At 66.8% G+C, this 22,234-nt stretch carries 15 protein-coding genes; 3 read left to right on the plus strand and 12 right to left on the minus strand.

Annotated elements, in window-relative coordinates; genetic code table 11:
• Nucleotide 1 precedes the first annotated feature (1 nt).
• From AC3A56_RS17090 to hrpA, 3 genes are all read right to left on the minus strand, one after another.
• A complete protein-coding gene (locus tag AC3A56_RS17090) occupies nt 2–1,711 on the minus strand; it encodes a hypothetical protein (protein WP_487771153.1) in 1,710 nt (569 codons plus the stop codon).
• A gap of 85 nt (nt 1,712–1,796) precedes the next feature.
• Nucleotides 1,797–3,929 (minus strand): RelA/SpoT family protein, encoded by a 2,133-nt coding sequence (locus AC3A56_RS17095; protein ID WP_487771154.1) that lies wholly within the window; start codon nt 3,927–3,929, stop codon nt 1,797–1,799.
• 85 nt (nt 3,930–4,014) lie between these two features.
• Nucleotides 4,015–8,061 carry an ATP-dependent RNA helicase HrpA gene (gene hrpA, locus AC3A56_RS17100; RefSeq protein WP_487771155.1) on the minus strand — a complete coding sequence of 1,349 codons (4,047 nt, stop codon included), beginning with the start codon at nt 8,059–8,061 and terminating at the stop codon, nt 4,015–4,017.
• 146 nt (nt 8,062–8,207) lie between these two features.
• On the opposite strand from hrpA, the gene AC3A56_RS17105 reads away from it, so the two are divergent.
• The gene (locus AC3A56_RS17105) at nt 8,208–8,675 is read left to right on the plus strand and encodes a Dps family protein (protein ID WP_056716181.1); all 468 of its coding nucleotides are present in this window, start codon (nt 8,208–8,210) and stop codon (nt 8,673–8,675) included.
• A gap of 54 nt (nt 8,676–8,729) precedes the next feature.
• Here AC3A56_RS17105 and AC3A56_RS17110 read toward each other — a convergent pair whose 3' ends face one another.
• The 9 genes from AC3A56_RS17110 to AC3A56_RS17150 all read right to left on the minus strand — a co-directional run bounded on the left by AC3A56_RS17110 (nt 8,730) and on the right by AC3A56_RS17150 (nt 17,117).
• On the minus strand, nt 8,730–10,580 hold the full coding sequence (locus AC3A56_RS17110; RefSeq protein ID WP_487771156.1) for an LTA synthase family protein: 1,851 nt from the start codon (nt 10,578–10,580) through the stop codon (nt 8,730–8,732).
• A gap of 279 nt (nt 10,581–10,859) precedes the next feature.
• On the minus strand, nt 10,860–11,150 hold the full coding sequence (locus AC3A56_RS17115) for a hypothetical protein (RefSeq protein ID WP_056716178.1): 291 nt from the start codon (nt 11,148–11,150) through the stop codon (nt 10,860–10,862).
• Between the two features lie 55 nt (nt 11,151–11,205).
• Complete coding sequence (locus tag AC3A56_RS17120; protein ID WP_056767286.1) at nt 11,206–11,424, minus strand: hypothetical protein; 219 nt, start codon at nt 11,422–11,424, stop codon at nt 11,206–11,208.
• Nucleotides 11,425–11,437: 13 nt separating this feature from the next.
• Entirely contained in the window at nt 11,438–11,656 is a 219-nt protein-coding gene (locus AC3A56_RS17125; RefSeq protein ID WP_157599023.1) for a hypothetical protein, read from the minus strand.
• Between the two features lie 60 nt (nt 11,657–11,716).
• On the minus strand, nt 11,717–12,460 hold the full coding sequence (locus tag AC3A56_RS17130) for a hypothetical protein (RefSeq protein ID WP_487771157.1): 744 nt from the start codon (nt 12,458–12,460) through the stop codon (nt 11,717–11,719).
• A 151-nt stretch (nt 12,461–12,611) separates the two neighbouring features.
• Nucleotides 12,612–14,747: a peptidase domain-containing ABC transporter gene (locus AC3A56_RS17135; RefSeq protein ID WP_056767295.1), complete on the minus strand. Its 2,136-nt coding sequence runs from the start codon at nt 14,745–14,747 to the stop codon at nt 12,612–12,614.
• A 190-nt stretch (nt 14,748–14,937) separates the two neighbouring features.
• Nucleotides 14,938–15,513, minus strand: a complete 576-nt coding sequence (locus tag AC3A56_RS17140; RefSeq protein WP_162248794.1) for a DUF3267 domain-containing protein — start codon at nt 15,511–15,513, stop codon at nt 14,938–14,940.
• Between the two features lie 92 nt (nt 15,514–15,605).
• Entirely contained in the window at nt 15,606–15,830 is a 225-nt protein-coding gene (locus tag AC3A56_RS17145) for a hypothetical protein (protein ID WP_157599025.1), read from the minus strand.
• A gap of 21 nt (nt 15,831–15,851) precedes the next feature.
• Nucleotides 15,852–17,117 carry an HlyD family secretion protein gene (locus AC3A56_RS17150; protein WP_487771158.1) on the minus strand — a complete coding sequence of 422 codons (1,266 nt, stop codon included), beginning with the start codon at nt 17,115–17,117 and terminating at the stop codon, nt 15,852–15,854.
• Nucleotides 17,118–17,626: 509 nt separating this feature from the next.
• Between AC3A56_RS17150 and AC3A56_RS17155 the strand changes: the two genes are divergently transcribed.
• Together AC3A56_RS17155 and AC3A56_RS17160 are read left to right on the plus strand one after the other, a co-directional pair.
• Complete coding sequence (locus AC3A56_RS17155) at nt 17,627–20,227, plus strand: glycosyltransferase family 2 protein (RefSeq protein WP_487771159.1); 2,601 nt, start codon at nt 17,627–17,629, stop codon at nt 20,225–20,227.
• Nucleotides 20,228–20,353: 126 nt separating this feature from the next.
• The gene (locus AC3A56_RS17160; RefSeq protein ID WP_487771160.1) at nt 20,354–22,126 is read left to right on the plus strand and encodes an autotransporter assembly complex protein TamA; all 1,773 of its coding nucleotides are present in this window, start codon (nt 20,354–20,356) and stop codon (nt 22,124–22,126) included.
• The last annotated feature ends 108 nt before the right edge of the window (nt 22,127–22,234 follow it).

Consider the following 22,234-nt stretch of genomic DNA (forward strand, 5'->3'; position numbering starts at 1 on the left):
CTCACCCGCCACCCTGCAGACGGGCGTCCAGGTCCTGCACGCGCGGATTCGCCGGCGCCAGCTTGCGTGCGCGCAGCAGCGACTGGCCGGCGCCGATGCGGTCGCCGCGACCCAGTTGCTGTTCGGCCTGGTCCAGCCAGGCACCGGCGAGGCGGTTGCCGAGGGCGCCCTGCGCGGCATCGCCAGGCGCCAGCTCGGCGAGGTTGGCCAGCATGTCGTTGGCCTGCCCTAGCTTGCCTGCGGCGAGCGCCTGCTCGAACTGCTGGCGAACCTTGCCGGGTAAGGCCTGCAGTCCGCGCACCGCCGCCTCGTTGTTGCCATCGATGGCCAGCGCGCTGCGGTAGAGGTCGTAGGCGCTGTCGCCGGGCGGCATCATGATGTCGCCGTGACTGGTCGCCTGCTCGGCGCGCTGCACCAGTTGCGCCACGGCCGCACTCTGCTGCGGCGTCAACACGGCTTCCAGCATCGACGGCTCGCTGGTCGGGGCAACTGCGGGCGTGGTCTTGCCGGCATCGGGAACGGCGGCGGCCGCCGCACTGCCCAGGCGTGCCCGCGTCGCCGCCAGGTCGGCCGATTTCGGCGCCAGCTGCGCGGCCTGGTCCAGCAGTTTTTCCGCCTGCAGGTCGTCGCCCGCGTCGACCGCCGCGCTCGCCTGCACGGTCAGCGCCTGCGCCACGTTGCCGAGGCCGGCGTGGGCCTGGGCGTTGTCGGGGTCCAGCTTGAGCACCGCCTGGAAGTGCACCAGGGCGGTGTCGTCGCCGCTGCCGGCGATGCGGCCGGCGCGCAGCGCCTCCTGGCCGGCCTTCAGTTCCGCCGCCAGTGCGCTGTTGTCCTGCTTGCGTGTCTGCGCCTGCAGCGCGCGCAGCGCCGGCAGCGCGCCGTTGTTCGGTTGCAGTGCGGCGAGCTGTTCGATGCTGGCATCGGCCTTCGCGTTGTCCTTCGCATCCAGCGCCTGGCGTGCATCGACTGCCAGCGCGTAGCCGACCTGGTCCAGCCCGTGCCTGGCCACCGCGTTGTCGGGGTCGGCCTGCAGCACGCGCCGATACAGCGCGCCGGCACCATCGGGCCCGGCCAGTTTACCGGCGGCGAAGGCCTGCTGCGCCTGGTCGACCAGATCCACGGCGTGCACCTGACCGGCACGTGCGCTGCTGATCGCGTGATCCAGCCGATCGATGTCGCTGCCGCCACCGAGCAGTTCACGGGCCACCGTGGCCTGCTGCGCGGCCTGGCTCAGGTTGCCCGCCTGCAGCGAGGCATCGGCCTGCGACAGCATCGCCTGGCCCACCTGGCGCAGGCCGTCGCGGGCGCGATCGTTGTCCGGCTCCAGCGCCGCGGCGGCCTGGAACAGCTCGCGGGCGCTACTGCCGTCCTGGCCGTCCAGACGTCCATCCTGCAAGGCCTGCTGCGCCTGGGTGAGCAAGGTGTTGAAGTCGGTGCGCGGCACCATGCCGCGCAGGCGGTTCTGGTTGATCCACAGCGCCGCCAGCAAGGCGATCACCACCAGCAGCAGGACCGGCACCAGCCAGCCGCGGCGTGTCTTCGGTCGCGCCGACGAGGACGCCCGGCCATGTGGCCGGCGCGCTTCCACCGCAACCCGCGGCAGGCCATCCGGCGCCGGCGCGCGCGGCGCGTCCAGCCGATCGAGATCGCCGAGGGTGGGCTCGGTGCGCATCGGGGGGTGTGCGTCGTGCTGGTCGCGGCGTCCGCTCATGGTTCGTGGCTTTGAAAATGTCGGCTCAGCTTACCATCGGGCCAGCAGCCCCTGCCCCGCACGGGGGCAGGCATTGCGTGGGCATTCAGCCGACGCCGACGCGGCGCACGTCGATCACGTTGGGCAGCGCCAGCAGCTTGCCGAGCAGGGCCGACAGCTGTTCGAAGTCGCGCACGCGCAGGGTGAAGCGCATTTCGACTTCGCCGGTGCGCACGAACTGCCGGCTGGACGAAGCGATGATGTGGGTGGCCGCGTTGCTGATCACGCTGGTGACGTCCTTCTGCAGGCCCTTGCGATCGTAGCCGCGCAATTCGATGTCGACCTCATAGGCCTGTGCCGCCGCACTGCCCCAGCTCACCTCGATCACCCGGTCCGGATCGCGCCGGGCCAGCCGCGCCAGGCTGGCGCAGTCGGCGCGGTGCACCGACACGCCGCGGCCCCGGGTGATGAAGCCGCGCACCGGATCGCCCGGCAGCGGCTGGCAGCAGCGCGCCAGCGTGGTCAGCAGGTTGCCGATGCCCTCGATGCTGAGTGCGCTGTGGTCGAGCGTGCTGTGCCGCGAGGCGACCGGCGTGCTCGATTGCGTCACCGCCGGCTGCGCCGGTTGCGCCGCTTCCTGCACCACGCGGGCGATCTGGCCGGGCGTGATCTCGCCCAGCGCCAGTGCGATCAGCAACTCGTCCTGATTCTTCAGGTGGAAATGCGCCGGCAGCTTGCCCACGTCGGCACTGGTCAGCGCCAGACGCCGCAGCTCGCGCTCGAACATGCTGCGGCCGACCGCGAGGTTGGTGTCGTGGGCGATCCTGCGGAACCAGTTGCGCAGCTTGTCCCTGGCCCGCGAGGTGTTGAGGTAGCCGTGATGGGGCGACAGCCAGTCGCGGCTGGGATCGGCCACCTTGCCGGTGAGGATCTCCACCCGGTCGCCGCTCTGCGGCTGGAAGGTCAGCGGCACGATGCGGCCGTTGACCTTGGCGCCGCGACAGCGATGACCGACTTCGGTATGCACCAGGTAGGCGAAGTCCAGCACGGTGGCGCCGCGGGCCAGGTCGAACACCTCGCCCTTGGGCGTCAGCAGGTAGACGCGGTCTTCCAGCAGCTCGGTATGCAGGTCGGCGGCCAGCGTGCTGTCGTCGTCGCCGCGCGGTTCCAGCAGCTTGCGCATCCAGGCGATCTTCGCCTCGAACTCGGCATCGCCGCTGCCGCCTTCCTTGTAGCGCCAGTGCGCCGCCACGCCCAGCTCGTTGGCGCGATGCATCTCGTGGGTGCGGATCTGCACTTCCAGGGTCTTGCCGGCCGGACCGATCACCGCGGTGTGCAGTGACTGGTAGCCGTTGGCCTTGGGCCGCGCGATGTAGTCGTCGAACTCGTTCGGCAGATGCGGCCAGCGCCCGTGCACCACGCCCAGCGCGGCGTAGCAGTCGGTGATGTTGTCGACCAGGATGCGCACGGCACGAATGTCGTACAGGTCGGAGAAATCCAGCGACTTGCGCTGCATCTTCTTCCAGATCGAATAGATGTGCTTCGGCCGGCCGGCCAGGTCGGCGCGGATGTCGGCGGCGGCCAGCGCCCGCTGCAGTTCGTCCAGCGATTCGCGGATGAACGCCTCGCGATCGGCGCGGCGCTCGTCGAGCAGCCTGGCGATGCGGCGATAGGTGTCGGGCTGCAGGTAGCGGAAGGCGAGGTCCTCCAGTTCCCACTTCAGCTGCCAGATGCCGAGCCGGTTCGCCAGCGGCGCGTGGATGTCGCGGGTCAGCCGTGCCAGCGCCTGGCGCTCGTCGTCGGCCAGGTTCGCCGCCGCCCGCATGCGCGCCAGCTGGCGGGCCAGCAGCACGAACACCACGCGCAGGTCGCGCACGATCGCCAGCAGCAGGCGGCGCAAGCCTTCGGCGGCACCTTGCGGCGGTCGCTGCGCGTGCAGCGCCCACACCTGTTCGGCCGCCTGCTGCCCGTCCACCAGCCGCTGCAGTTCCGCCGGCAGTTTCGCGCGACGCTCCTGCCACAGCGCCGGATCGGCGCGCGCCAGTTCGAACCACAACGCGGCAGCCTGGGTCTGCGCATCGCAGCCGAGCATGCCCAGCAGGTCCAGCACGTCGGTGCACTCGGCTTCATGCAGCTTGCGCGAGACACAGGCGTCGAGCGCCTCGCCCAGCATCGGCGGCAGCGTGCCGACGCGCTCGCGCCAGGACTGCAGGCTGCCGGTGTTGGCGATGGGAGGCATGATCTTCGGGTATCCGCTGGATGCTTCATCTTAACTGCAGGGTCGGGCCGTTCACTGACCGGCGACCCAATGCCGCGCGGGGGAATCAGCCCAGCGCCGCCAGCGCCTTCGCCAGCCGTTTGGCCGAGACCGGCTCGGCGGTCTTCAGCTCCTGGGCGAACAGCGACACGCGCCATTCCTCGATCAGCCAGCGCAGCTCGGCCAGGTCGGCCGGATCGGCGCCGGCGGCGCGATGCTGCAGCCAGGCGCGCCAGTACGGCAACACCTGCAGCATGCGTTGCTGGTCCTTCGCCGGGTCCTGGCGCAGGCGTTCGCCACGCAGGCGCATCGCCTTGAGGTAGCGCGGGTAGTGCGCCAGCCGCGCGGTCGGCAAGTCGCGCAGGAAGCCCGGCGTCAGCAGCGCGTCGAACTGCTCGCCGAGGTCGTCGTAGCTGGCGCGGGCGAAGCCCAGCAGCGGCGGCGCCATCCACGGCTTCATCTCGGCCTGGGCCTCGATGATCGGTTCGGCCAGTTTCAGCCGTTCGACGCCTGCGCCGAACAGCTCACGCGAGAACTGCGTGCGCAGCGCCTCGAACGCACCGGCGGTGCGCGCGTCCAGCTCATGGCGTTCCAGCAGATCCTGGAAACCGCCTTCGAGCAGGTCCTCGCGCAGGCCGTCGACGCCACCGAGCGGCGCGTATTTCAGCGCCAGCGCATTGCCGATCGGCAAGCGCCGGCGCGCCTGCTTCGCCTCGCTGGCCAGCGCGTTGCGCAACAGTCGCACCACGCCCTGCCGATGGGCGGCTCGGGCCTCGTCGCTGCGCTCGAACACGCGCAGCGCCACCGTCTCGCCCAGGTCGACCAACGCGGGGAACGCGGTGAGGCCGCCGTCGGAGCGCACCTGTGCGGGAATCGCCTCGAAATCCCAGCTGGCCACGTCTTCGCGGGTCAGCTCGATGTCGGTCTTGCGCGAGAACGCTTCGCGCGCCTGGCCTTCCCACTGCCCTCGCAGCGCGGCCAGGTCGCGGCCGCTGGCCAGCGTCCTGCCGCGTTCGTCGTGCAGGCGATAGCGCATCAGGAAGTGCGGCGGCAGTTCGATGCCGGCAAACTCGCCGGCGCCGATGTCCACGCCGGTAGTGCGTTTCAGGAACGCGGCCAGCACCTTGGCCAGCGACTCGTCGCAGGGCGATTCCGCCTCGACGAAGGCGCGCGCGAAATCCGGCGCGGGCACGAAGTTGCGGCGCAGCGCTTTTGGCAAGCCGCGGATCAGCTCGGCCACCTTGTCGGCGAGCAGGCCCGGCACCAGCCACTGGCAACGCGCGGCGGGCAGCGCGTTCAACATCGCCAGCGGCAGCTGCAGGGTCACGCCGTCGGCCTCGTCGCCGGGGACGAAGCGGTATTCCAGCTTGTATTTCTGCGGCGGAATATCCAGCGCGACCGGAAATGCCTTTACATCCAGCCCCGCGCCGCCGGCCATCACGTCGTCCAGCGACCAGCGCAGCGCGGCCTGCTCGGCGGGGCGCGCCTTGCGATACCACGCATCCAGCGCACGGCTGCTGGCGATGCCCTCGGGCAGCTTGCCCTCGAAGAACGCGACCAGCTCGTCCTCGTGGCGGATCAGCCCTTCGCGGCGCTGCTTCGCCTCGATGCCCAGCGCCTCTTCCAGCACACGCTGGTTGGCGCGCACGAAGTCCACCCTGGTGTCGATGTCGCCGCGTACCAGCGCCTCGCGCAGGAAGATCGCATGCGCCAGCGCCGGGTCCTGCTGCTGGAACGTGACCGGTCGCTTCTCCACCAGCACCAGGCCGAACAGGCTGACCTGCTCGTAGGCCACCACGCAGCCGCGCTTCTTCGACCAGTGCGCCTCGCGGCAACTCGTGCGCAGCAGATGCGCCGCCTGCTGTTCGATCCACAGCGGCTCGACCCGCGCGTTCGCCATGCCCCACACGCGCCCGCCCACGTCGAGGATCTGCGCGGAGAAGATCCAGTTCGGCGGCGCCTTCGACAAGGCCGAACCGGGGAAGACCTGGAACTTGCGCTCGCGGGTGCTCTGGTAGATGCCCTTTTCGTCCTTGCGGCCGACCTGGGTCGGCAGGCCTGCCAGCAGTGAGCGATGCACGGATTCGTAAAGACGATCGGCGGAGTCGCCGCCGTCACTCCCTCCCCTGCTCGCCCCAAAGGGACTTCCTTCGGTCGCAGGGGCGGGCCGGGGTGGGGTCCGCTTTTGACTTTGTGCAGCGACGTCAAGAGCTCTACCCCCTCCCGACCTCCCCCTGCGCGCAGGGGGAGGAGCAGAGCGTGCGGCTTGCAGCTGTCCTTCCAGCTTCCAGCCCAGTTCCCCTACCACCAGCAACAACTGCCGATGCAGCTCGCGCCATTCGCGCATGCGCATGAAACTGAGGAAGTGCCGCGAGCACCAGTCACGCAGCTTCGACTGGGTCAGTTCCTCGTGGGCGTCGTGGTAGGCCCGCCACAGGTTAAGCACGCCGGCGAAGTCGGACTTCGGATCGGCAAACACGGCATGCGCCGTATCGGCCTGCTGTCGTGCATCGCCGGGTCGCTCGCGCGGATCCTGGATGCTGAGGAAGCTGACGATGACGAGCAGCTCGCGCAGGGCGTGCAGTTGCTCACCCTCGACCAGCATGCGCGCCAGCTGCACGTCGATCGGCAGGCGCGCCAGGGTGCGGCCGATCGCGGTGAGCTTGCGCGCCTCGTCGATCGCGGAAATCTCGGTGAGCCGGCGAAAGCCGTCGGCGATCACGCGCGGGTCGGGCGCTTCCAGGAACGGGAAGTCGTCGACCTCGCCCAGTTTCAGCGCAAGCATGCGCAGGATCACGTTGGCCAGCGACGAGCGCAGCAATTCGGGATCGGTGAATGCGGCGCGGCTGGCGAAGTCCGCCTCGTCGTACAGGCGGTAGCAGACGCCCGGCCCCACGCGGCCGCAGCGGCCCTTGCGCTGGTCGGCCGCCGCCTGCGAGACCGGCTCCACATGCAGCCGTTCGAGCTGGCTGCGCTGGCTGTAGCGCTTGACCCGCGCGGTGCCGGTGTCGATCACGTAGCGGATGCGCGGCACGGTGAGCGAGGTCTCCGCCACGTTGGTGGCCAGCACCACGCGGCGTTTCACGCCGGGCTTGAACACGCGGTCCTGGTCGCCGGCGGAGAGCCGTGCGTACAGCGGCAGGATTTCGGTTTCACGATATTGCCGGCGCGACAGCAGTTGGTGCGCGTCGCGGATCTCGCGCTCGCCGGGCAGGAACACCAGCACGTCGCCGCGCGGATCATCGTGGCTGATTTCGTCGAGCACGGCAGCGATGTGTTCGGTGCTGCCCTGCTGCATGTTTTTGGCCACGGCCTCCGCCGGCCGCCAGCGCGTTTCCACCGGATACGCCCGCCCTTCCACCTCGACCACCGGCGCGCCGCCGAAGTGCTCGGCGAAGCGCGCGGTGTCGATCGTGGCCGAGGTGACGATGATCTTCAGATCCGGCCGCCTGACCGCCAGCCGCTTCAGGTAGCCCAGCAGGAAGTCGATGTTGAGGCTGCGCTCGTGCGCCTCGTCGATGATCAGCGTGTCGTACGCACTGAGCCACGGATCGCCCTGGGTTTCGGCGAGCAGGATGCCGTCGGTCATGAACTTCACCAGGCTGCGCTCGGACACCTGGTCGTTGAAGCGCACCTGGAAACCCACCACCTCGCCCAGCGGCGTGCCCAGTTCCTCGGCCACCCGACGCGCCACCGAGCGCGCGGCCAGCCGGCGTGGCTGGGTGCAGCCGATCATGCCGGCCTCGCCGCGGCCGGCGGCCAGGCATAGTTTCGGCAGCTGGGTGGTCTTGCCCGAACCGGTCTCGCCGGCGATCACCACCACCTGGTGGTCGCGGATCAGCTTGACGATGTCCTCGCCGCGGGCGCTGATCGGCAGCGCATCGTCCAGCCGGATCTCGGGCTTGGCCGCGGCGCGGGCGCGGCGTTTGGCCGCGGAACGCTGGATATCGGCGCGCAGCGCCTCCAGCTTGCCTTCGTCGGGCCGGCGCGACAGCGTGCGCCAACGCCCCAGCAGGCGACCGAAGTCGCGGCTGGACACTCCATCCAGTTGGCGGCGCAGGTCGCGCAGGCCGACGGCGGCGGAATCAGGCGGTGGTGGCGGATGGTCATTCATCGAACCGCGCATGATACCTGTTGGACGCGGGTCAACCCGATAGCCACCAGCTATCGCAGGCATACGAAGGTTTCATTTCACCGGCGGGCCGGCACCCGCTAATGTGGACCCATTGCATTCACCCACCCGTCAAGGAGCAGCAGCACATGGCCATTTCCATCGGCATTGCCAAGAAGGACCGCGAAGCGGTCGCCAAGCACCTGTCCAAGCTGCTGGCCGACACCTATTCGCTGTACCTGAAGACACACAGCTTCCACTGGAACGTCACCGGTCCGCAGTTCAACAGCCTGCACCTGATGTTCGAGACCCAGTACAACGAGCTGTGGCTGGCCGCCGACGAAGTGGCCGAGCGCATCCGCACGCTGGACGTGTTCGCCCCGGGCTCCTACAGCCAGTTCGGCAAGCTCAGCTCGATCAAGGAAGAATCGGGCGTGCCGGAATGGAAGGAGATGGTGAACCAGCTGGTCGAAGGCCACGAGATCGCCGCCGCCACCGCCCGCGATACGCTCAAGGCCGCCAACGCCGCCGGCGATGACGGCACCGCCGACATGGTCACTGGCCGCCTGCAGGCGCACGAAAAAACCGCGTGGATGCTGCGCTCGCTGCTGCGTTGATCGCCAGCGTCCTGGATATAGACAGAAACCCGGCCTTGCGCCGGGTTTCTTCCATTACAGCTGGCGCGTGGCACAGCACTTGTCCGGCTCCATCGGCTTCAGCACCGTCGCCGCCGGAGCGGGCGCGGGCTGGAGGGATTTCGGCGGCAAGCCGTAACGCTGGTTGAAGTAAGCCCAGCTGGGCCACAACGCATGGGCCAGCGCCAACCTCGACAGCACCGGATCGACCACCACCGGTGTCAGCTGGTGGTCGGCCACCTCATAGTGGAACTGCGCCGCGGGCTGGCCCGGCTGCAGCACCAGCAACTGGTCACCTTTCAGATAACCGTAGTTGTCGCCGTACTGCATGATGGCGCGGCCCGGGTAATGCACGGTGAGATCGGCACCGAGCATCGGCTGGACGCTGCTGATGCCGATCAGCGACAGCAGGGTGGGCGCCAGGTCGATCTGGCTGACGAGGTGTTCGTCACGCTGGGCCGGCACGCCCGCACCGAGGATCAGCGCGGGAATGTGGAAGTGTCGCACCGGCACCAGGCTGGCGCCGAACACTCGCGAATCGTGGTCGGCCACGACCAGGAACACGGTGTTCTTCCAGTACGGCGACAGCTTCGCCTTCGCAAAGAACCGGCCGATCGCCCAATCGGCGTAGCGCACCGTGTTCTGCACGCTCGCCGCCGGGTCGCTCGCCTCGATCCGTCCGCTCGGGTATTCCCACGGCGTGTGGTTGGAGACGCTGAAGGCCAGCGTGAACTGCGGCTGCGTACTGCCCTGCATCAGGCGATGGTGCAGCTCGTTGAACATGTCCTCGTCGGACGCGCCCCACGAACCGACGAAGGTGGGTTTCACCTCGAACTTCGGCTGATCGATCACCTCGTCGAAACCGTTGCCCAGGAAGAACGACTTCATGTTGTCGAAGTGCGCCTCGCCTCCGTAGATGAAGCGCGAGTGGTAGCCGAACTCGCCGAGCAGGCCGGCCAGGGTGAAGAAGCCGCGCTGGCTGCGCGGCTGCTTCAGCACGGCTTCGGCCGGCGTGGGCAGGAAACCGGTGGTGATCGCCTCCAGCCCGCGCACCGAGCGCGTGCCGGTAGCGTAGGTCCGCGCCAGCAGCCAGCCATCCTTCGCCAGCGCATCGAACTGCGGCGACAGCTGCTCGCCGCCCAGCGTGCCGATGTACTGCGCGCCCAGGCTTTCCTCGACGATGATGACCAGGTTGAGCGGCTCGGCCGGCCGCTTCGAGGCGTGCTGCACATGCCAGCTGGGATGCTGCGGATCGGGCATCGGCCCCTCGAACCCCGACGCCTCGCGCACCAGCTGCTGCATTTCCGCTTCGGGCATCGGCCCGTACAGAGTCGCCGACGAGCGCTCGTTGTGCATGCCGCGGATCGCATTGATCACGCTGTACAGCGAATTCAGCGGCAACGTGTTGACCATCGCGTCATCGCTGAACGCCACCATCGACGCATTCAGCGGGCGATGCTCCAGCGTGCCGCGCCCGGCCAGGAACAGCAGCGGAAACATCATCGCGGTCAGCAGCGGCCGCCAGCGCAGGCGCAGGCGCGCATCGACCAGTTGCGTGCGCAACACACGAAAGCCGACCCAGCCGAGCAGCAGCAGGCCCAACAGGGCGAACAGCAGCACGCCCTTGTAGCCATGCCACAACATCGCCGACACCTCGTGCGGACTGTTGAGGTACTCCACGTACAGGCGATTGGGCCGGGTGTCGTATTCCAGGATGAACTGCGGCGTGGACAGCTCCAGCAGCACGAACAGCATCCACCACAGCCGATACCACCACGCGGTGATGCGCGCGGCCCGGGGCCGATGCCCCAGCCACGGCGACAGCAGGGCCGGCAGCGCACAGATCATCGCCAGCAGGCTCAGATCGATGCGCAGCCCGCCAGACATTACCGGCCACAAGCCGCCCGCCGGCCCTACACGCGGCCACAGCCACAGCGCAAGACCGAGCCGGCTCAGCCCCAGAAAAACCAGGGCGAGCAAAAGGAAACGCCAGGTAAGTTGTCGCACGTGATCCCCCGAGACATGCAGCGCCTTGCGCCGCGAACGGACGACCACTGCGAACGCCGCCGAAAAAGCGGCCACAGCGCGGACTCTAACCCAAAACCCATGCCCGGACTTCGCCGTGCCGACTCATTCGCCCCGCAGGCAGGCCGGCGTCAGGTCGGCTCAGGCGCCACGCGCCGCAGCGTCACCATCAAGTTTCCGCACCGCATCGGTGGCCTCGGCCAGGCTGGTTCCGAAATATCGGCGATGGGCAGCCACGGCGCGCCCCTGCTTGCCGGACACGGCCAGCGACCGGATCTCGGCCAGCTTCGCCAGGTCGGCTTCGCTGTCGCCGAGCAGGCGCCTTTCCAGCTTGCGCAGTTGCGAATGCAGTTCGCCCAGCCGCATGCAGACGACATAGAAGCCCACCACGAGGGTGATCATGGCCAGCATTTCAAACGTGTCGGGACTCATGGTTCATCTCCGGAACGCACCTGCCGGCATGAGCCGGCAGGTGCCAAGGCAACGACTACTTGGTGGCAAGCTCGTAGCCGGCAACAGCAGCCAGCCCGACCATTGCCACCACGGCGAGCGGAGCAACCGCAAAGGCGGCGCCCACGGCGATGGTGCCGAGCGCGGTGCCATACGTGGCCGCGCCGATCCCGATCGCGACCCCGGTCGCTGCAGCGGCTTCGCCGGCACCCGAGCCATTCACCATGGCCAGTTCGTTTTCATTCAAGATCTGCATTATCCGGGTTCCTTCAGTTCTGCATGAGTTCGTAGCCCGCATAGGCGGCGAGCCCGACCAGCGCAACGACGGTCAACGGGGCCGCACCGATCGCGACACCGACGGCGACCGCGCCCCATTCGGCACCGAGAGAAGCGCCACCCACCGCCAATGCGGCTGCGCCTGCACCCAACGCCCCCTTCAGATCACCGCCGGCAACCTGACCAATTTCACTCTGGGTCAAAACATCCATTTCTTCTTCCTTGTTGCAACGTGCAGAACCCCTGCACAGGGATCGGATCACACCGGCCATTCAATGGAACGTGGCGGTGGAGAATTTCACCGAATAGTCATTTTTCTTCAGCGCCTTGCCGATTTCGGTCGCGCCGTCATCGCGGCAATACTTCAGGTCCTTCACGCCATACTTTTTCAACGAACGCATCGACGGCACCCAGACCCCGGCGGATGTCGAATACGAGTACTCGCCAGTCACGGCGTCCAGCGTGTAGCTTTCGTCCAGATCGAGGGCGCTGACGGCCTTCTCCGAATCGGCGAGCAAGGCGATATCCACGCCAGCGCGAACATAGAAGTCCGACTCGTCGGCATGAAATGCCTTGAGCCAGGCCGCATACGCAACCACCAGCCCCTCCGGGATGTTCTCGGCGCGCATGGATCGCGCCTCGTCTTCCGGGTTGCCGAGGCCGCCGTGCCACGCGACCACCGAATCGCATTCGATCTTCAGATGCTGTCCGGCGATGGCCAGATAGCTTGCGCACGCGGAAACGCACACTCCTTTCACGTCGACTTCGACATCCGGATGCTTCTGGATGTCCCTGGCAATCTTCAACGCCACGGAAGGGTAACCACCGCTGCTGTTGAGCAGCACTCTGGTAAAGCCACCCCTGGCGACCGCCAAATATTGTTCGTACGAACCTTTTTCGATGTCCCCCTCGAACCGTATGGTCGAGCCGGAAGACCGGGTCCATCCAGCCCACACGCACTGACTGAACAGCACGGTGATGATCAATATTCCGGCCATGAAGCCATGTTTTTTCATGCGTATTCCCGAACAGATCCGTTGCCGGAGCCGCACCTCCGTAATGATGTCGATGCATCCGCTTGCGAATGCGGGATGTCGCGCTCCGCTGTGGCGGCGGCAATCGGGAAGCCGCCGTTTCCCATGATGGCGGAGCAGGCCTTCCCGCTCTTCATGGCGAACAGGCCGGCCGTTCGATGCCCAACCGGATCACCCTTCCCGCCGCGGCTACTGTCTCCGGCCGGTGCGCAATCACGATCCGGGTGATCCGCAACCGCTGAACCGCCGCGTTGACCAGGCGTTCCCGCTCCAGATCCAGATGGCTGGTCGCCTCGTCCAGCACCAACAGCCGCGGTCGCCGATACAGCGCCCGCGCCAGGATCACCCGCTGCTTCTGTCCGCCAGACAGGCTGGAACCCATGTCACCGACCAGGCTCTGGCAAGCCATCGGCATCGCGGCAATATCGTCATGGACGGCGGCAAGCCGCGCAGCGGCTTCGATCCGCATCGGCGTTGCCTCGGGGTCGAAGAAACTGATGTTGTCCGCGATGCTGCCCGCGAACAGCTGGTCGTCCTGCATCACCGCGCCGATCCAGCGGCGATAGACATCGAGCCCCAGCTTGCGGATGTCGACACCGCCAAAGCGCACCTCGCCTTCCGTGGGCGCAAGCAGCCCGAGCATGATCTTGGCGAGCGTGCTCTTGCCGCAGCCACTGGGCCCGACGAAAGCCACGGACTCGCCCGCATCGATGCGCAAGTTGCAATGGCGAAGTATCCACGGCTCGCCTTCGGCGTAGCGGAAGCTGACGTTGCACAACTCGATGCTCGCCTCGGGAGCCGGCCCGTCCCATGAGGACGACGAGTTTTCTTCCGGCGCGGTCAGCGCGATGTCCGCCACTCGCTCGGCATGCAGCTTCAACATGCTGAAATCCACCCATTTGTCGATCAGCCCACCGGCGCGGCTGGTGAACTGGTCGGCGTACGCGATGAAGGCGATCAGCATGCCCGCGGAGAACTCGTTCTTCAGCGCCAGCGTGGCAGCGATCCAGATCATCGCCACGCGACCCATGCCGAACATCAGCTGGTTGCTGAGGACGAAGGCGATGCCCAGCCGCTGGATGGCGATGTCGCGATTGGCCGTGGACACCGTGGCATTGGCATAGCGCGACAACCGCTCGTCCTGCTTGCTGGCCAGCTTGATCGGCATCGCGCCGCGGATGGATTCCAGCAGCTCGCTCTGCTGGCGGGCGCCGTAGACGATCTGCTCCTCGCTGGCGCGCCGCAGCGGACCGAAGAAGCCCCAGCGGACCAGCCCATAGACAAGGAACAGGCCAGCCACCAGCGCAGTGAGCCCGATGCTGTAGAACGCCATCACCACCAAGGTCACCAGCGACATCAGGCCGTCCAGCAGGGACCCGATGAACTGTGTGGTCAGCGTGCGCTGAATGGTCTGGATCGAGCCGAAGCGGGACACCACGTCGCCGACATGCCGCTTCTCGAACCAGTCCAGCGGCAGCCGCATCAGGTGGGCGAACAGGTTGCTGGCCCATTGCACGTTGAGCGTGGCGCCCAGCCAGGTGACCGCCCACGAGCGCGCCGCCGTGACCAGCGCCGAGAAGATCGCGATGCCGATGAAGCCTAGGCCCAGCAAGGTCAGCAGGTCGCGATCGGCCGATACCAGGACCTGGTCCATCACCCATTGCAGATAGAACGGCGCAGCCAGCGCGAACACTTCCAGCGCCAGGGCCAGCATCAGGATCTGTGCCAGCGCGGGAACGAGTCCGCGCACCCGGCCGGTCAGCGCGCGCATGGATACCGCCTGGCGTTCGCGCACCGGAGCGAAGTCGGCCATGGGATTCAGCTCGAGCGCCACGCCGGTGAAATGGTCGGACGCCTCCTTCATGCTGAGTTTGCGCAGGCCGCGCGCCGGGTCGTGGATGACGATGCCGCGCCTGCGGACACTCTTCAGCACCACGAAATGGTTGAGATCCCAGTGCAGCACGCAAGGCGTTCTGAGCTGGGACAGGTCGTCCATGTCCAGCTTCAAGGGGCGGCAGGCCAAGCCCAGCTGACCTGCCATCGCCATCACTCGAGCCAGCGTGGCGCCCTTGAGCGAACTGGAAAAGCGCCGACGCAAACCGGCCAGATCCACGTCGTGGCCATGATGATTGGCGATCATGGCCAGGCAGGCCAGGCCGCATTCGGCAGCCTCGGTCTGCAGGACCACCGGCAGGTGACGTGACCAGCCGAACTGCAGCGGAAGGCGCGCGGCGGCCGCCACGGGAACGGAACGGTTGCCGTCAGCCATGCGCAACTGCTCTTCCGCAAGCCACGTGACCGACAGATGGCAGGAGGCCCAAGGCCATCATGCGGGTGTCGCCTGGAGTCCTCACCACGGTCTCGACTCCATGCATTCCGCGACCCGTCCTGCGAAATCATCAGACGCCCACCGGGTCGCTCGACAGCGAGCCACCGCCGCACAACGAACCGGTGCGGTATCAGCCGTGGCGAAACCCATAGAACTCTCCCAGAACGACCGCGCGGCGCGGTACTTTGCAGAGCAGCAGAAAGATGATGCACACGTCGCCGCTCGCGGCGGTTCCATTCAATATGGACAGCGACGAAAGCATGGGCAGGTATGGGGCGGGCACCATCCAGGCCAGGGGAAATGGCAGCAGCGTCAGCACCAGCATCGGCATGAATGCCACCATCACCGCTTTTGGCCGGCTCAATTCGCCCAGATAGGCCACATAGGGAAGATGCGTTTTCGGATCAAATCCCATGTATGAGCGTTCGCCACGACCGGAACCGGGCAATGCCAGCAAGTGAATGAACTCATGCACGATGACTATGCCGACCAGAGTCCCGATGAAGATGCCGGGAGGTTGGTCAAAGACGCCAAGAGCCCAGCTGTGCGGCCACAGCAGCGACCAGGCGAGGTACAGGCATGGCCCGACCAGAAGCAGTCCGAGCAATGTTGCCACGACGTGCAGTCGCCCATAATTCTCAATCAGCCGATTCGCATCGGACAGATCACAGCCAACCTGAGGCGGAAAACCATACTTGAACTTCATGCTGTCAGTCCGCAAGGATTCATTGAAACCGCCACATGAATTGAATGCATGTGGCGGCAACGTCATTCAATCATCGGATGGTGATGATTGAATCAATCGTTGATGTGTTTCAGCTGATAAGCGTCATAGGCAATCATGCCCACATCGAAAAGGGCCAGCGCGACAACGACGATGAAACCACCGTTGACCTGCTCGACTTCATTCATGCTCAGTTCCTGCATTTTCTTTACTCCTTTGGTTTTAGGCAGATCGCTCTGCGGATATCGGCCAGCAACCTCATCTTCATTCGATGAGGCTGCAGCCAATTTTTTTGCCACCACTACTATCCTGGCGACGGATTACCGGTCCGCCGAAACGTGATGCGCCATGCCGTAAAGCGGCTCGAATACCCACTCGATCAGGCGACGGCGCTCCATCAGCACGTCGGCCTCCAGAGCCATTCCGGGCTTGACCGGCTCGGGCCGCCCATAAGCCATCACCTGCTGGCTGTCCAGCTTCACTTCGATGCGATACAGCGGCTCGCGTGCCTGCTGTCCGATCAGGGCATTGACCTCCGCCACGCCCAGGGCACTGCGCGAGATATCGCTGACCCTGCCGTATTGCTGGCCGAACTTCTGGTAGGGGAAAGCCTGGTAGCGCAAGACCACCCGGCTGCCCGGTTCGATGAAGCCGATGGCTCGGCTGGGCACCAGCAACTGCGCCTGCAGCGAGGAGCCCGCCGGAAGGATGGAGAGCAGCGGCTGGCCGGCGGCGACCATCTGCCCCTCCTTCAGCAGCACGGTGGAAACCACGCCATCGCGCGGCGCGCGCAACACCACCGCCCGCTGCATTTCGTTCTGCGCCGTCGACTGGGCCAGGGCGGCGAGTTGCCGCTCGGTATCGTTGCGCTTGCCTGCCTCGTCCAGCGGCAGGCGCGCCAGCTGCTGCTGCGCCTCGTCGTATTGCTGGCGCGCATCGAGTTGCTGGCGCAACAGCGTCTTGTACTGCGCCTGTGCGTCGAGCACCGCCGCTTCCTGCTGCTGGATCTGCACCGCAGATACGAAGCCCCGTGCGGCGAGCGGCTTGATCTTCGCCAGCATCTGCTGGTTGCTGGTCACCTGTTGCTGCTGGATCGCCAGCTGTCCGGCGATCTGGGTGAGCTGCCCCTGCAGCAGGGCCATCCGCGACCGCAGGGCGTCGCCCTGCTGCTCGCCCAGTTGCTGCTGATTGACCAGATCGGCCCGCAGGCGCGCGCGCTGGATCTCCAGTTGCCTGCCGACCAGCGCATGGGTGTCGCCCAGCGCCGCGCTGTCCTGTTCGCTGGAAAGGCGCAGCAACACCTCGCCCTTCCTGACCCGCTGGCCGTCGCGCACATTCAGCCGGGTGATCGTGCCGGCGTCGGGAGCCGCGACGTTGAGCAGGCCGGCGCTGGGCACCAGCTGCCCCACCACGGTCTCACGGCGGGTGTAGTGGCCAAGAAAGAGGAACAGCAGAATCACCGTGGCCAGCGTCATCGCCAGCGTGGTCAACAGCCAGCGCGACAACGGCGCGGCCACGATGATCGAACCGAGCCACTCGCCGCGTCTGGCGTCGATGACTTCCTGGCGAAACAGTCCCTGTGACAAAACCATCCTTCCCTGACCAGCAATCCACGATGAGCCGAACAGGCTGCACCCGGCACGAAAGCCGCGCATTGTTCGGATCATGTCCCCGCGGCGCCATAAGACAGTTTCTTATTGACGAAGCGGTTCCTGCCCGCCGACCGCTGCAGCACATGCCGGCCCGCCGCCACAACCTTTCCCCGCAACAAGGACTTGCAGACGGATTCCACCACACCGCCGGGAATGCCTCGTGCGTTCGCAAGCCACCCGCACACACGGCCGAACTGTGAGCTGGATCAAGCCGGACGGGTGTTGCAAGACGCGATGGCCCGGCCCGAGCCGGTCACAACCTCGACCCGATCGCCGCAACCACCGGCCGACAAGCTCCCGCGGAGACGGCCGCGTCCGGCCTCGCGAAGGCCGTCGCCTGCGGACGGAGTTCTCTCCGCCCGGGATTCATTGGCCGTTGGTCTCAAATTCGCTAAGCTTCTGCGGCTCGGTCGCCAGTCCGGCGAAGCCTCCCTGGGGATCTCTTGAGCATCACCGCAGCAAACCACAACAGCCGATATCCGCTGCTCACTGCGATCCTGCTCGCGCTGGTCGTGGCGGCGATGAACATCGGGCTGTGGTGGTACGGCAACCTGCCGCACGGTCCGGATGACTGGCACGGCAGGATCGGCGGTTTCTCGCTGTCGGTGTTCCAGCGCTACCAGAGCCCGTTCAAGCAGGACTATCCCAGCAGCGACGACATCGCCGCCGACCTGAAGCTGCTGCACAAGTACAGCGACCGGGTGCGCACGTACACCATGCAGCAGAACCCGCAGCTGTACCGGCTGGCGCAGGCCGAAGGCCTGAAGGTGATGGCCGGCGCCGAGATCGACAAGCGGCTGGACAACAACGAACGCGAGATCGAGCTGCTGATCGCCAAGGCGCGCGCCTATCCGGACACGATCACTCGCGTCATCGTGGGCAACGAGGTGCTGTTCCGCAACGACCTCACGCCGGAACAGATGATGGCCTACCTGGACCGGGTGCGCGCGGCCGTGCACCAGCCGGTGTCGATCGCCGAGCCGGACTACATCTGGCTGAAGTATCCCGAGCTGGCCCAGCACGTCGATTTCATCACCATCCATCTGTTCCCGTTCTGGAACGGCATCGCGCGCAAGGATTCGGTGCCGGCCGCGCTGGGTGCCTACGACCAGGTCCGCCAGCACTTTCCGGACAAGCCCGTGGTGGTCGGCGAAATCGGCTGGCCGTCGAACGGTGACCGGCACGAGTACGCCGATCCGTCGGTGTCCAACGAGGCGATCTTCATCCGCGACTGGATGAACGTCGCCAAGCAGCAGCACATCGACTACTACCTGCTCGAAGCGTTCGACCAGCCGTGGAAGGAAAACCTGGGCGAAGGCCGCACCGGCGCGTACTGGGGCATGTTCAACGCCGACCGCCAGATGAAATTCCCGCTGACCGGCCCGGTCACCGAGGACACCGGTTGGCCGTGGAAGGCACTGGCCGCCAGCCTGCTGGCGCTGCTGCCGATGATTCTGTTCGCCCGCCGCTTCAGCCGCTTCCGGCTGATGGGCAAGCTGTTCTTCTGCGCGCTGATCCAGCTGGCCTGCGGCCTGCTGACCTGGTCGGCCACGCTGCCGTTCAACTTCTACCTGAGCTGGGTCGACTGGACCATGCTCACCCTGCTGTTCCCCGCGCAGATCGCGATCCTGGCGATCCTGCTGATCAACGGCTTCGAGTTCACCGAGGTGCTGTGGCGACCGCAGTGGATGCGCCACGCCAGCATGCTCACGCCCGATCCGCCGGAAAAGCAGCCGTTCGTGTCGATCCACCTGGCCTGCTACAACGAGCCGCCGGAGATGGTGATCATCACCCTGGATTCGCTGGCCGCGCTGGATTACGCCAACTTCGAAGTCCTGGTGATCGACAACAACACGAAGGACCCGGCGGTATGGCAGCCGGTGCAGGCCTACTGCGAGAAGCTGGGCAAGCGCTTCCGCTTCTTCCACCTGGAACCGTGGCCCGGCTACAAGGCCGGCGCGCTGAACTTCGGCCTCAAGGAAACCGATCCGGCCGCCGATGTGGTAGCGGTGATCGACGCCGACTACGAGGTGCGCGCCGACTGGCTGGCCACGCTCACCGGCTACTTCCACGACCCGAAGGTGGCCGTGGTGCAGTGCCCGCAGGCGCATCGCGAGTTCGAGCACAACGCGTTCCGGCGGATGACCGCGTGGGAATACGACGGCTTCTTCCGCATCGGCATGCACCACCGCAACGAGCGCAACGCGATCATCCAGCACGGCACCATGACCATGGTCCGGCGCACCGCGCTGGAAGGCACCGGCGGCTGGTCGGAGTGGACCATCTGCGAGGATGCCGAGCTGGGCCTGCGCCTGATGCACGCGGGCTACGAGCTGGTCTACGTCGACGAGCTGATGGGCAAGGGCCTGACGCCGGCCGACTTCAAGGCGTACAAGAGCCAGCGCTACCGCTGGGCATTCGGCGCGATGCAGATCCTCAAGGGGCGCTGGAACTGGATGACGCAGCGAGGGCCGCTGTCGGCTGGCCAGCGCTTCCACTTCCTCACCGGCTGGTTCAGCTGGTTCGCCGACGCGCTGCACCTGATCTTCACCCTGATGGCGCTGTTCTGGACCGCGGGCATGATTGCGTATCCGCAATACTTCAGCCTGCCGATGCAGCTGTTCCTGATCCCGGTGATCGGCTTCTTCTTCGCCAAGGCGATCTTCGGCATCGTGCTGTATCGCGCCCGCGTCCCGTGCAGCTGGTACGACACGCTGATGGCGTCGCTGGCCAGCATGGGCCTGTCCCACGCGATCGCCCGCGGCATCCTGCACGGCCTCACCCGCGAGAAGACCTCGTTCGTGGTGACCGCCAAGAGCCGGCGCCTGGGCGGCAGCAACTTCGCCGCGTTCGCCCCGGTACGCGAGGAGCTGCTGATGGCGATCGCGCTGGCGCTGTGCGTGATCGGCATGGCGCTGGGCTACGGCACGCGCTACATCGAAGGCACCTTGTGGATGTTCATCCTCGCCGCGCAATCGATTCCGTACGTGTCGGCGGTGATCGGCGCGTGGATCGCGCACAAGGCCGGCGACAAGGCCGGTTGATGCGCCATCAGGCGCGGCGCGCTTGTCTTGATGTCGCGCTGATCAGGCCATTCATACGAAGCGAACACCAACTTCGGTAAGCTGCCCGCACCCCGCGAACACGCCATCGAGGACGGAACCCCACGCATGCGCCGATCCCCACGACGCCTGAGTCTGCTGCTGTCGCTGCTGCTGTTGGCGACACCAAGCCACGCCAGCGTGCAGTTGACGGTGGATGGCGTGGCGGACCCGCTGAAGGCCGCGGCGATTTCCGGCGTCGAGCTGTCGCAATACGCGAAACGCGAGGTGAGCGACGCCCAGGTCCGGCGCCTGGTCGAACGCGCACCCGACCAGGTCAGGGCGGCGTTGCAACCCTACGGCTATTACGACGCCACCGTCACCGACGAGCTGCAGCAGGTCGGCCAGGACTGGCACGTGATCCTGCACGTGAAGCCGGGCGAACCGGTGAAGGTCACCGACGTCGAGCTGCAACTGGACGAATCCGCGTCGAAGCTCGCCCCGCTGCGCCGGGCCCGGCGCACGATCGAACGGCTCAAGGGCCACACCCTCGACCACGGCGCCTACGAACGCGCGCGCGACGCGCTGAGCGCCCAGCTCACCGCCAACGGCTTCCTCGACGCGCGCCTGGTCACCCATCGCGTCGAGGTAACCCGCGCCAACCATAGCGCGGCGATCAAGCTGGCATGGGATGCGGGCCCGCGCTTCCGCTACGGCCGGGTGCACTTCGAGGGTTCGCAGTTCAACGACGGTTTCCTCGACCGCTACGTGCCGTTCAAGTCCGGCGACTACTTCGCCCAGGACCAGTTGCTGGCCTTGCAGCAGGCGCTGAACGGCGCTGACTACTTCGCGGTGGTCAACGTGCTGCCGGACATCGACGAGGCGAAGGACGGCGTGGTCGACGTCACCGTGCAGCTGGCGCCGGCGAAGCGCTCGATCTACACCGGCGGCCCGTTCATCGGCACCGACACCGGCTTCGGCGTGCGCGGCGGCCTCGAGCGGCGCTGGGTCAACCGGCGCGGCCACAAGTGGAAGAACGAGCTGGTGCTGGCGCAGAAGCTGAAGACGCTGTCCACGCTGTACTCGATCCCGATGCCCGGCGACAATCAGCGCAGCTACAACGTCGGCGCCAACTTCCGCGACGCCAATACCGCCACCTCGCAGTCGCGCACGCTGGAACTGGTGGGCAACGAGACCCGCCAGTGGCATGGCTGGACCCGCACCCTGGGCGTGCATGCGCTGGCCGGCACCTTCACCGTGGGCAAGCGCGGCAGCGAGCCGGACAACACGCCCGGCATCGAGCACGGCCGCAGCACCCTGGTATTCGGCGAGGCCTCGCTGACCCGCAAGCAGGCCGACAACCCCGATTTCGTGCGCCGTGGCTGGCTGCTCGGCATGGCCGTGCGCAGCACCGCCGGCGACCTGCTGTCCGACGCCAGCTTCAGCCAGTTCACCGCCGACGCGAAGTGGATCCGCGCGTTCGGCGCGAAATCGCGCAACCGGCTGATCCTGCGGGGCAGCTTCGGCATCACCCACACCGACGACTTTTCCGCGCTGCCGCCGCAGCTGCGCTTCTTCGCCGGCGGCGACCGTTCGGTGCGCGGTTACGGCTACCAGTCCATCGGCCCGCGCAACAGCGACGACCGCGTGATCGGCGGCACCAGCCTGCTGGTCGCCAGCACCGAGGTCGAGCATTACTTCACCCGCAACTGGGGCATGGCCGCCTTCGTTGACGCCGGCAACGCGTTCCGTGGCACCGACTATCGCCCGAAGATCGGCACCGGCCTGGGCCTGCGCTGGCGCTCGCCGGTGGGCATGATCCGTGTCGACCTTGGCACGCCGATCCACGACGACCGCGCCCACGGCATCCAGCTGCATCTGGTGATCGGACCGGATTTGTGAGTGGCTGGCACAGGCGGCCGCTCACAGGCGATCCAGGGATGGATCGCACGCGCATCGACCACGCCGTGGTCGATGCGGCGGAGCCGGGTTCGTGCAACGGACCCGGCG

The sequence above is a fragment of the Rhodanobacter sp. Soil_C_14 genome (assembly GCF_057657335.1).

Bases quoted from the DNA above. Each gene is read 5' to 3' on its own strand.
- hrpA (WP_487771155.1), bottom strand. From the start codon at position 8,061: ATGAATGACCATCCGCCACCACCGCCTGATTCCGCCGCCGTCGGCCTG.
- AC3A56_RS17110 (WP_487771156.1), bottom strand. From the start codon at position 10,580: ATGTCTGGCGGGCTGCGCATCGATCTGAGCCTGCTGGCGATGATCTGT.
- AC3A56_RS17160 (WP_487771160.1), top strand. From the start codon at position 20,354: ATGCGCCGATCCCCACGACGCCTGAGTCTGCTGCTGTCGCTGCTGCTG.
- AC3A56_RS17120 (WP_056767286.1), bottom strand. From the start codon at position 11,424: ATGCAGATCTTGAATGAAAACGAACTGGCCATGGTGAATGGCTCGGGT.
- AC3A56_RS17140 (WP_162248794.1), bottom strand. From the start codon at position 15,513: ATGAAGTTCAAGTATGGTTTTCCGCCTCAGGTTGGCTGTGATCTGTCC.
- AC3A56_RS17090 (WP_487771153.1), bottom strand. From the start codon at position 1,711: ATGAGCGGACGCCGCGACCAGCACGACGCACACCCCCCGATGCGCACC.
- AC3A56_RS17135 (WP_056767295.1), bottom strand. From the start codon at position 14,747: ATGGCTGACGGCAACCGTTCCGTTCCCGTGGCGGCCGCCGCGCGCCTT.
- AC3A56_RS17115 (WP_056716178.1), bottom strand. From the start codon at position 11,150: ATGAGTCCCGACACGTTTGAAATGCTGGCCATGATCACCCTCGTGGTG.
- AC3A56_RS17130 (WP_487771157.1), bottom strand. From the start codon at position 12,460: ATGAAAAAACATGGCTTCATGGCCGGAATATTGATCATCACCGTGCTG.
- AC3A56_RS17105 (WP_056716181.1), top strand. From the start codon at position 8,208: ATGGCCATTTCCATCGGCATTGCCAAGAAGGACCGCGAAGCGGTCGCC.
- AC3A56_RS17125 (WP_157599023.1), bottom strand. From the start codon at position 11,656: ATGGATGTTTTGACCCAGAGTGAAATTGGTCAGGTTGCCGGCGGTGAT.
- AC3A56_RS17095 (WP_487771154.1), bottom strand. From the start codon at position 3,929: ATGCCTCCCATCGCCAACACCGGCAGCCTGCAGTCCTGGCGCGAGCGC.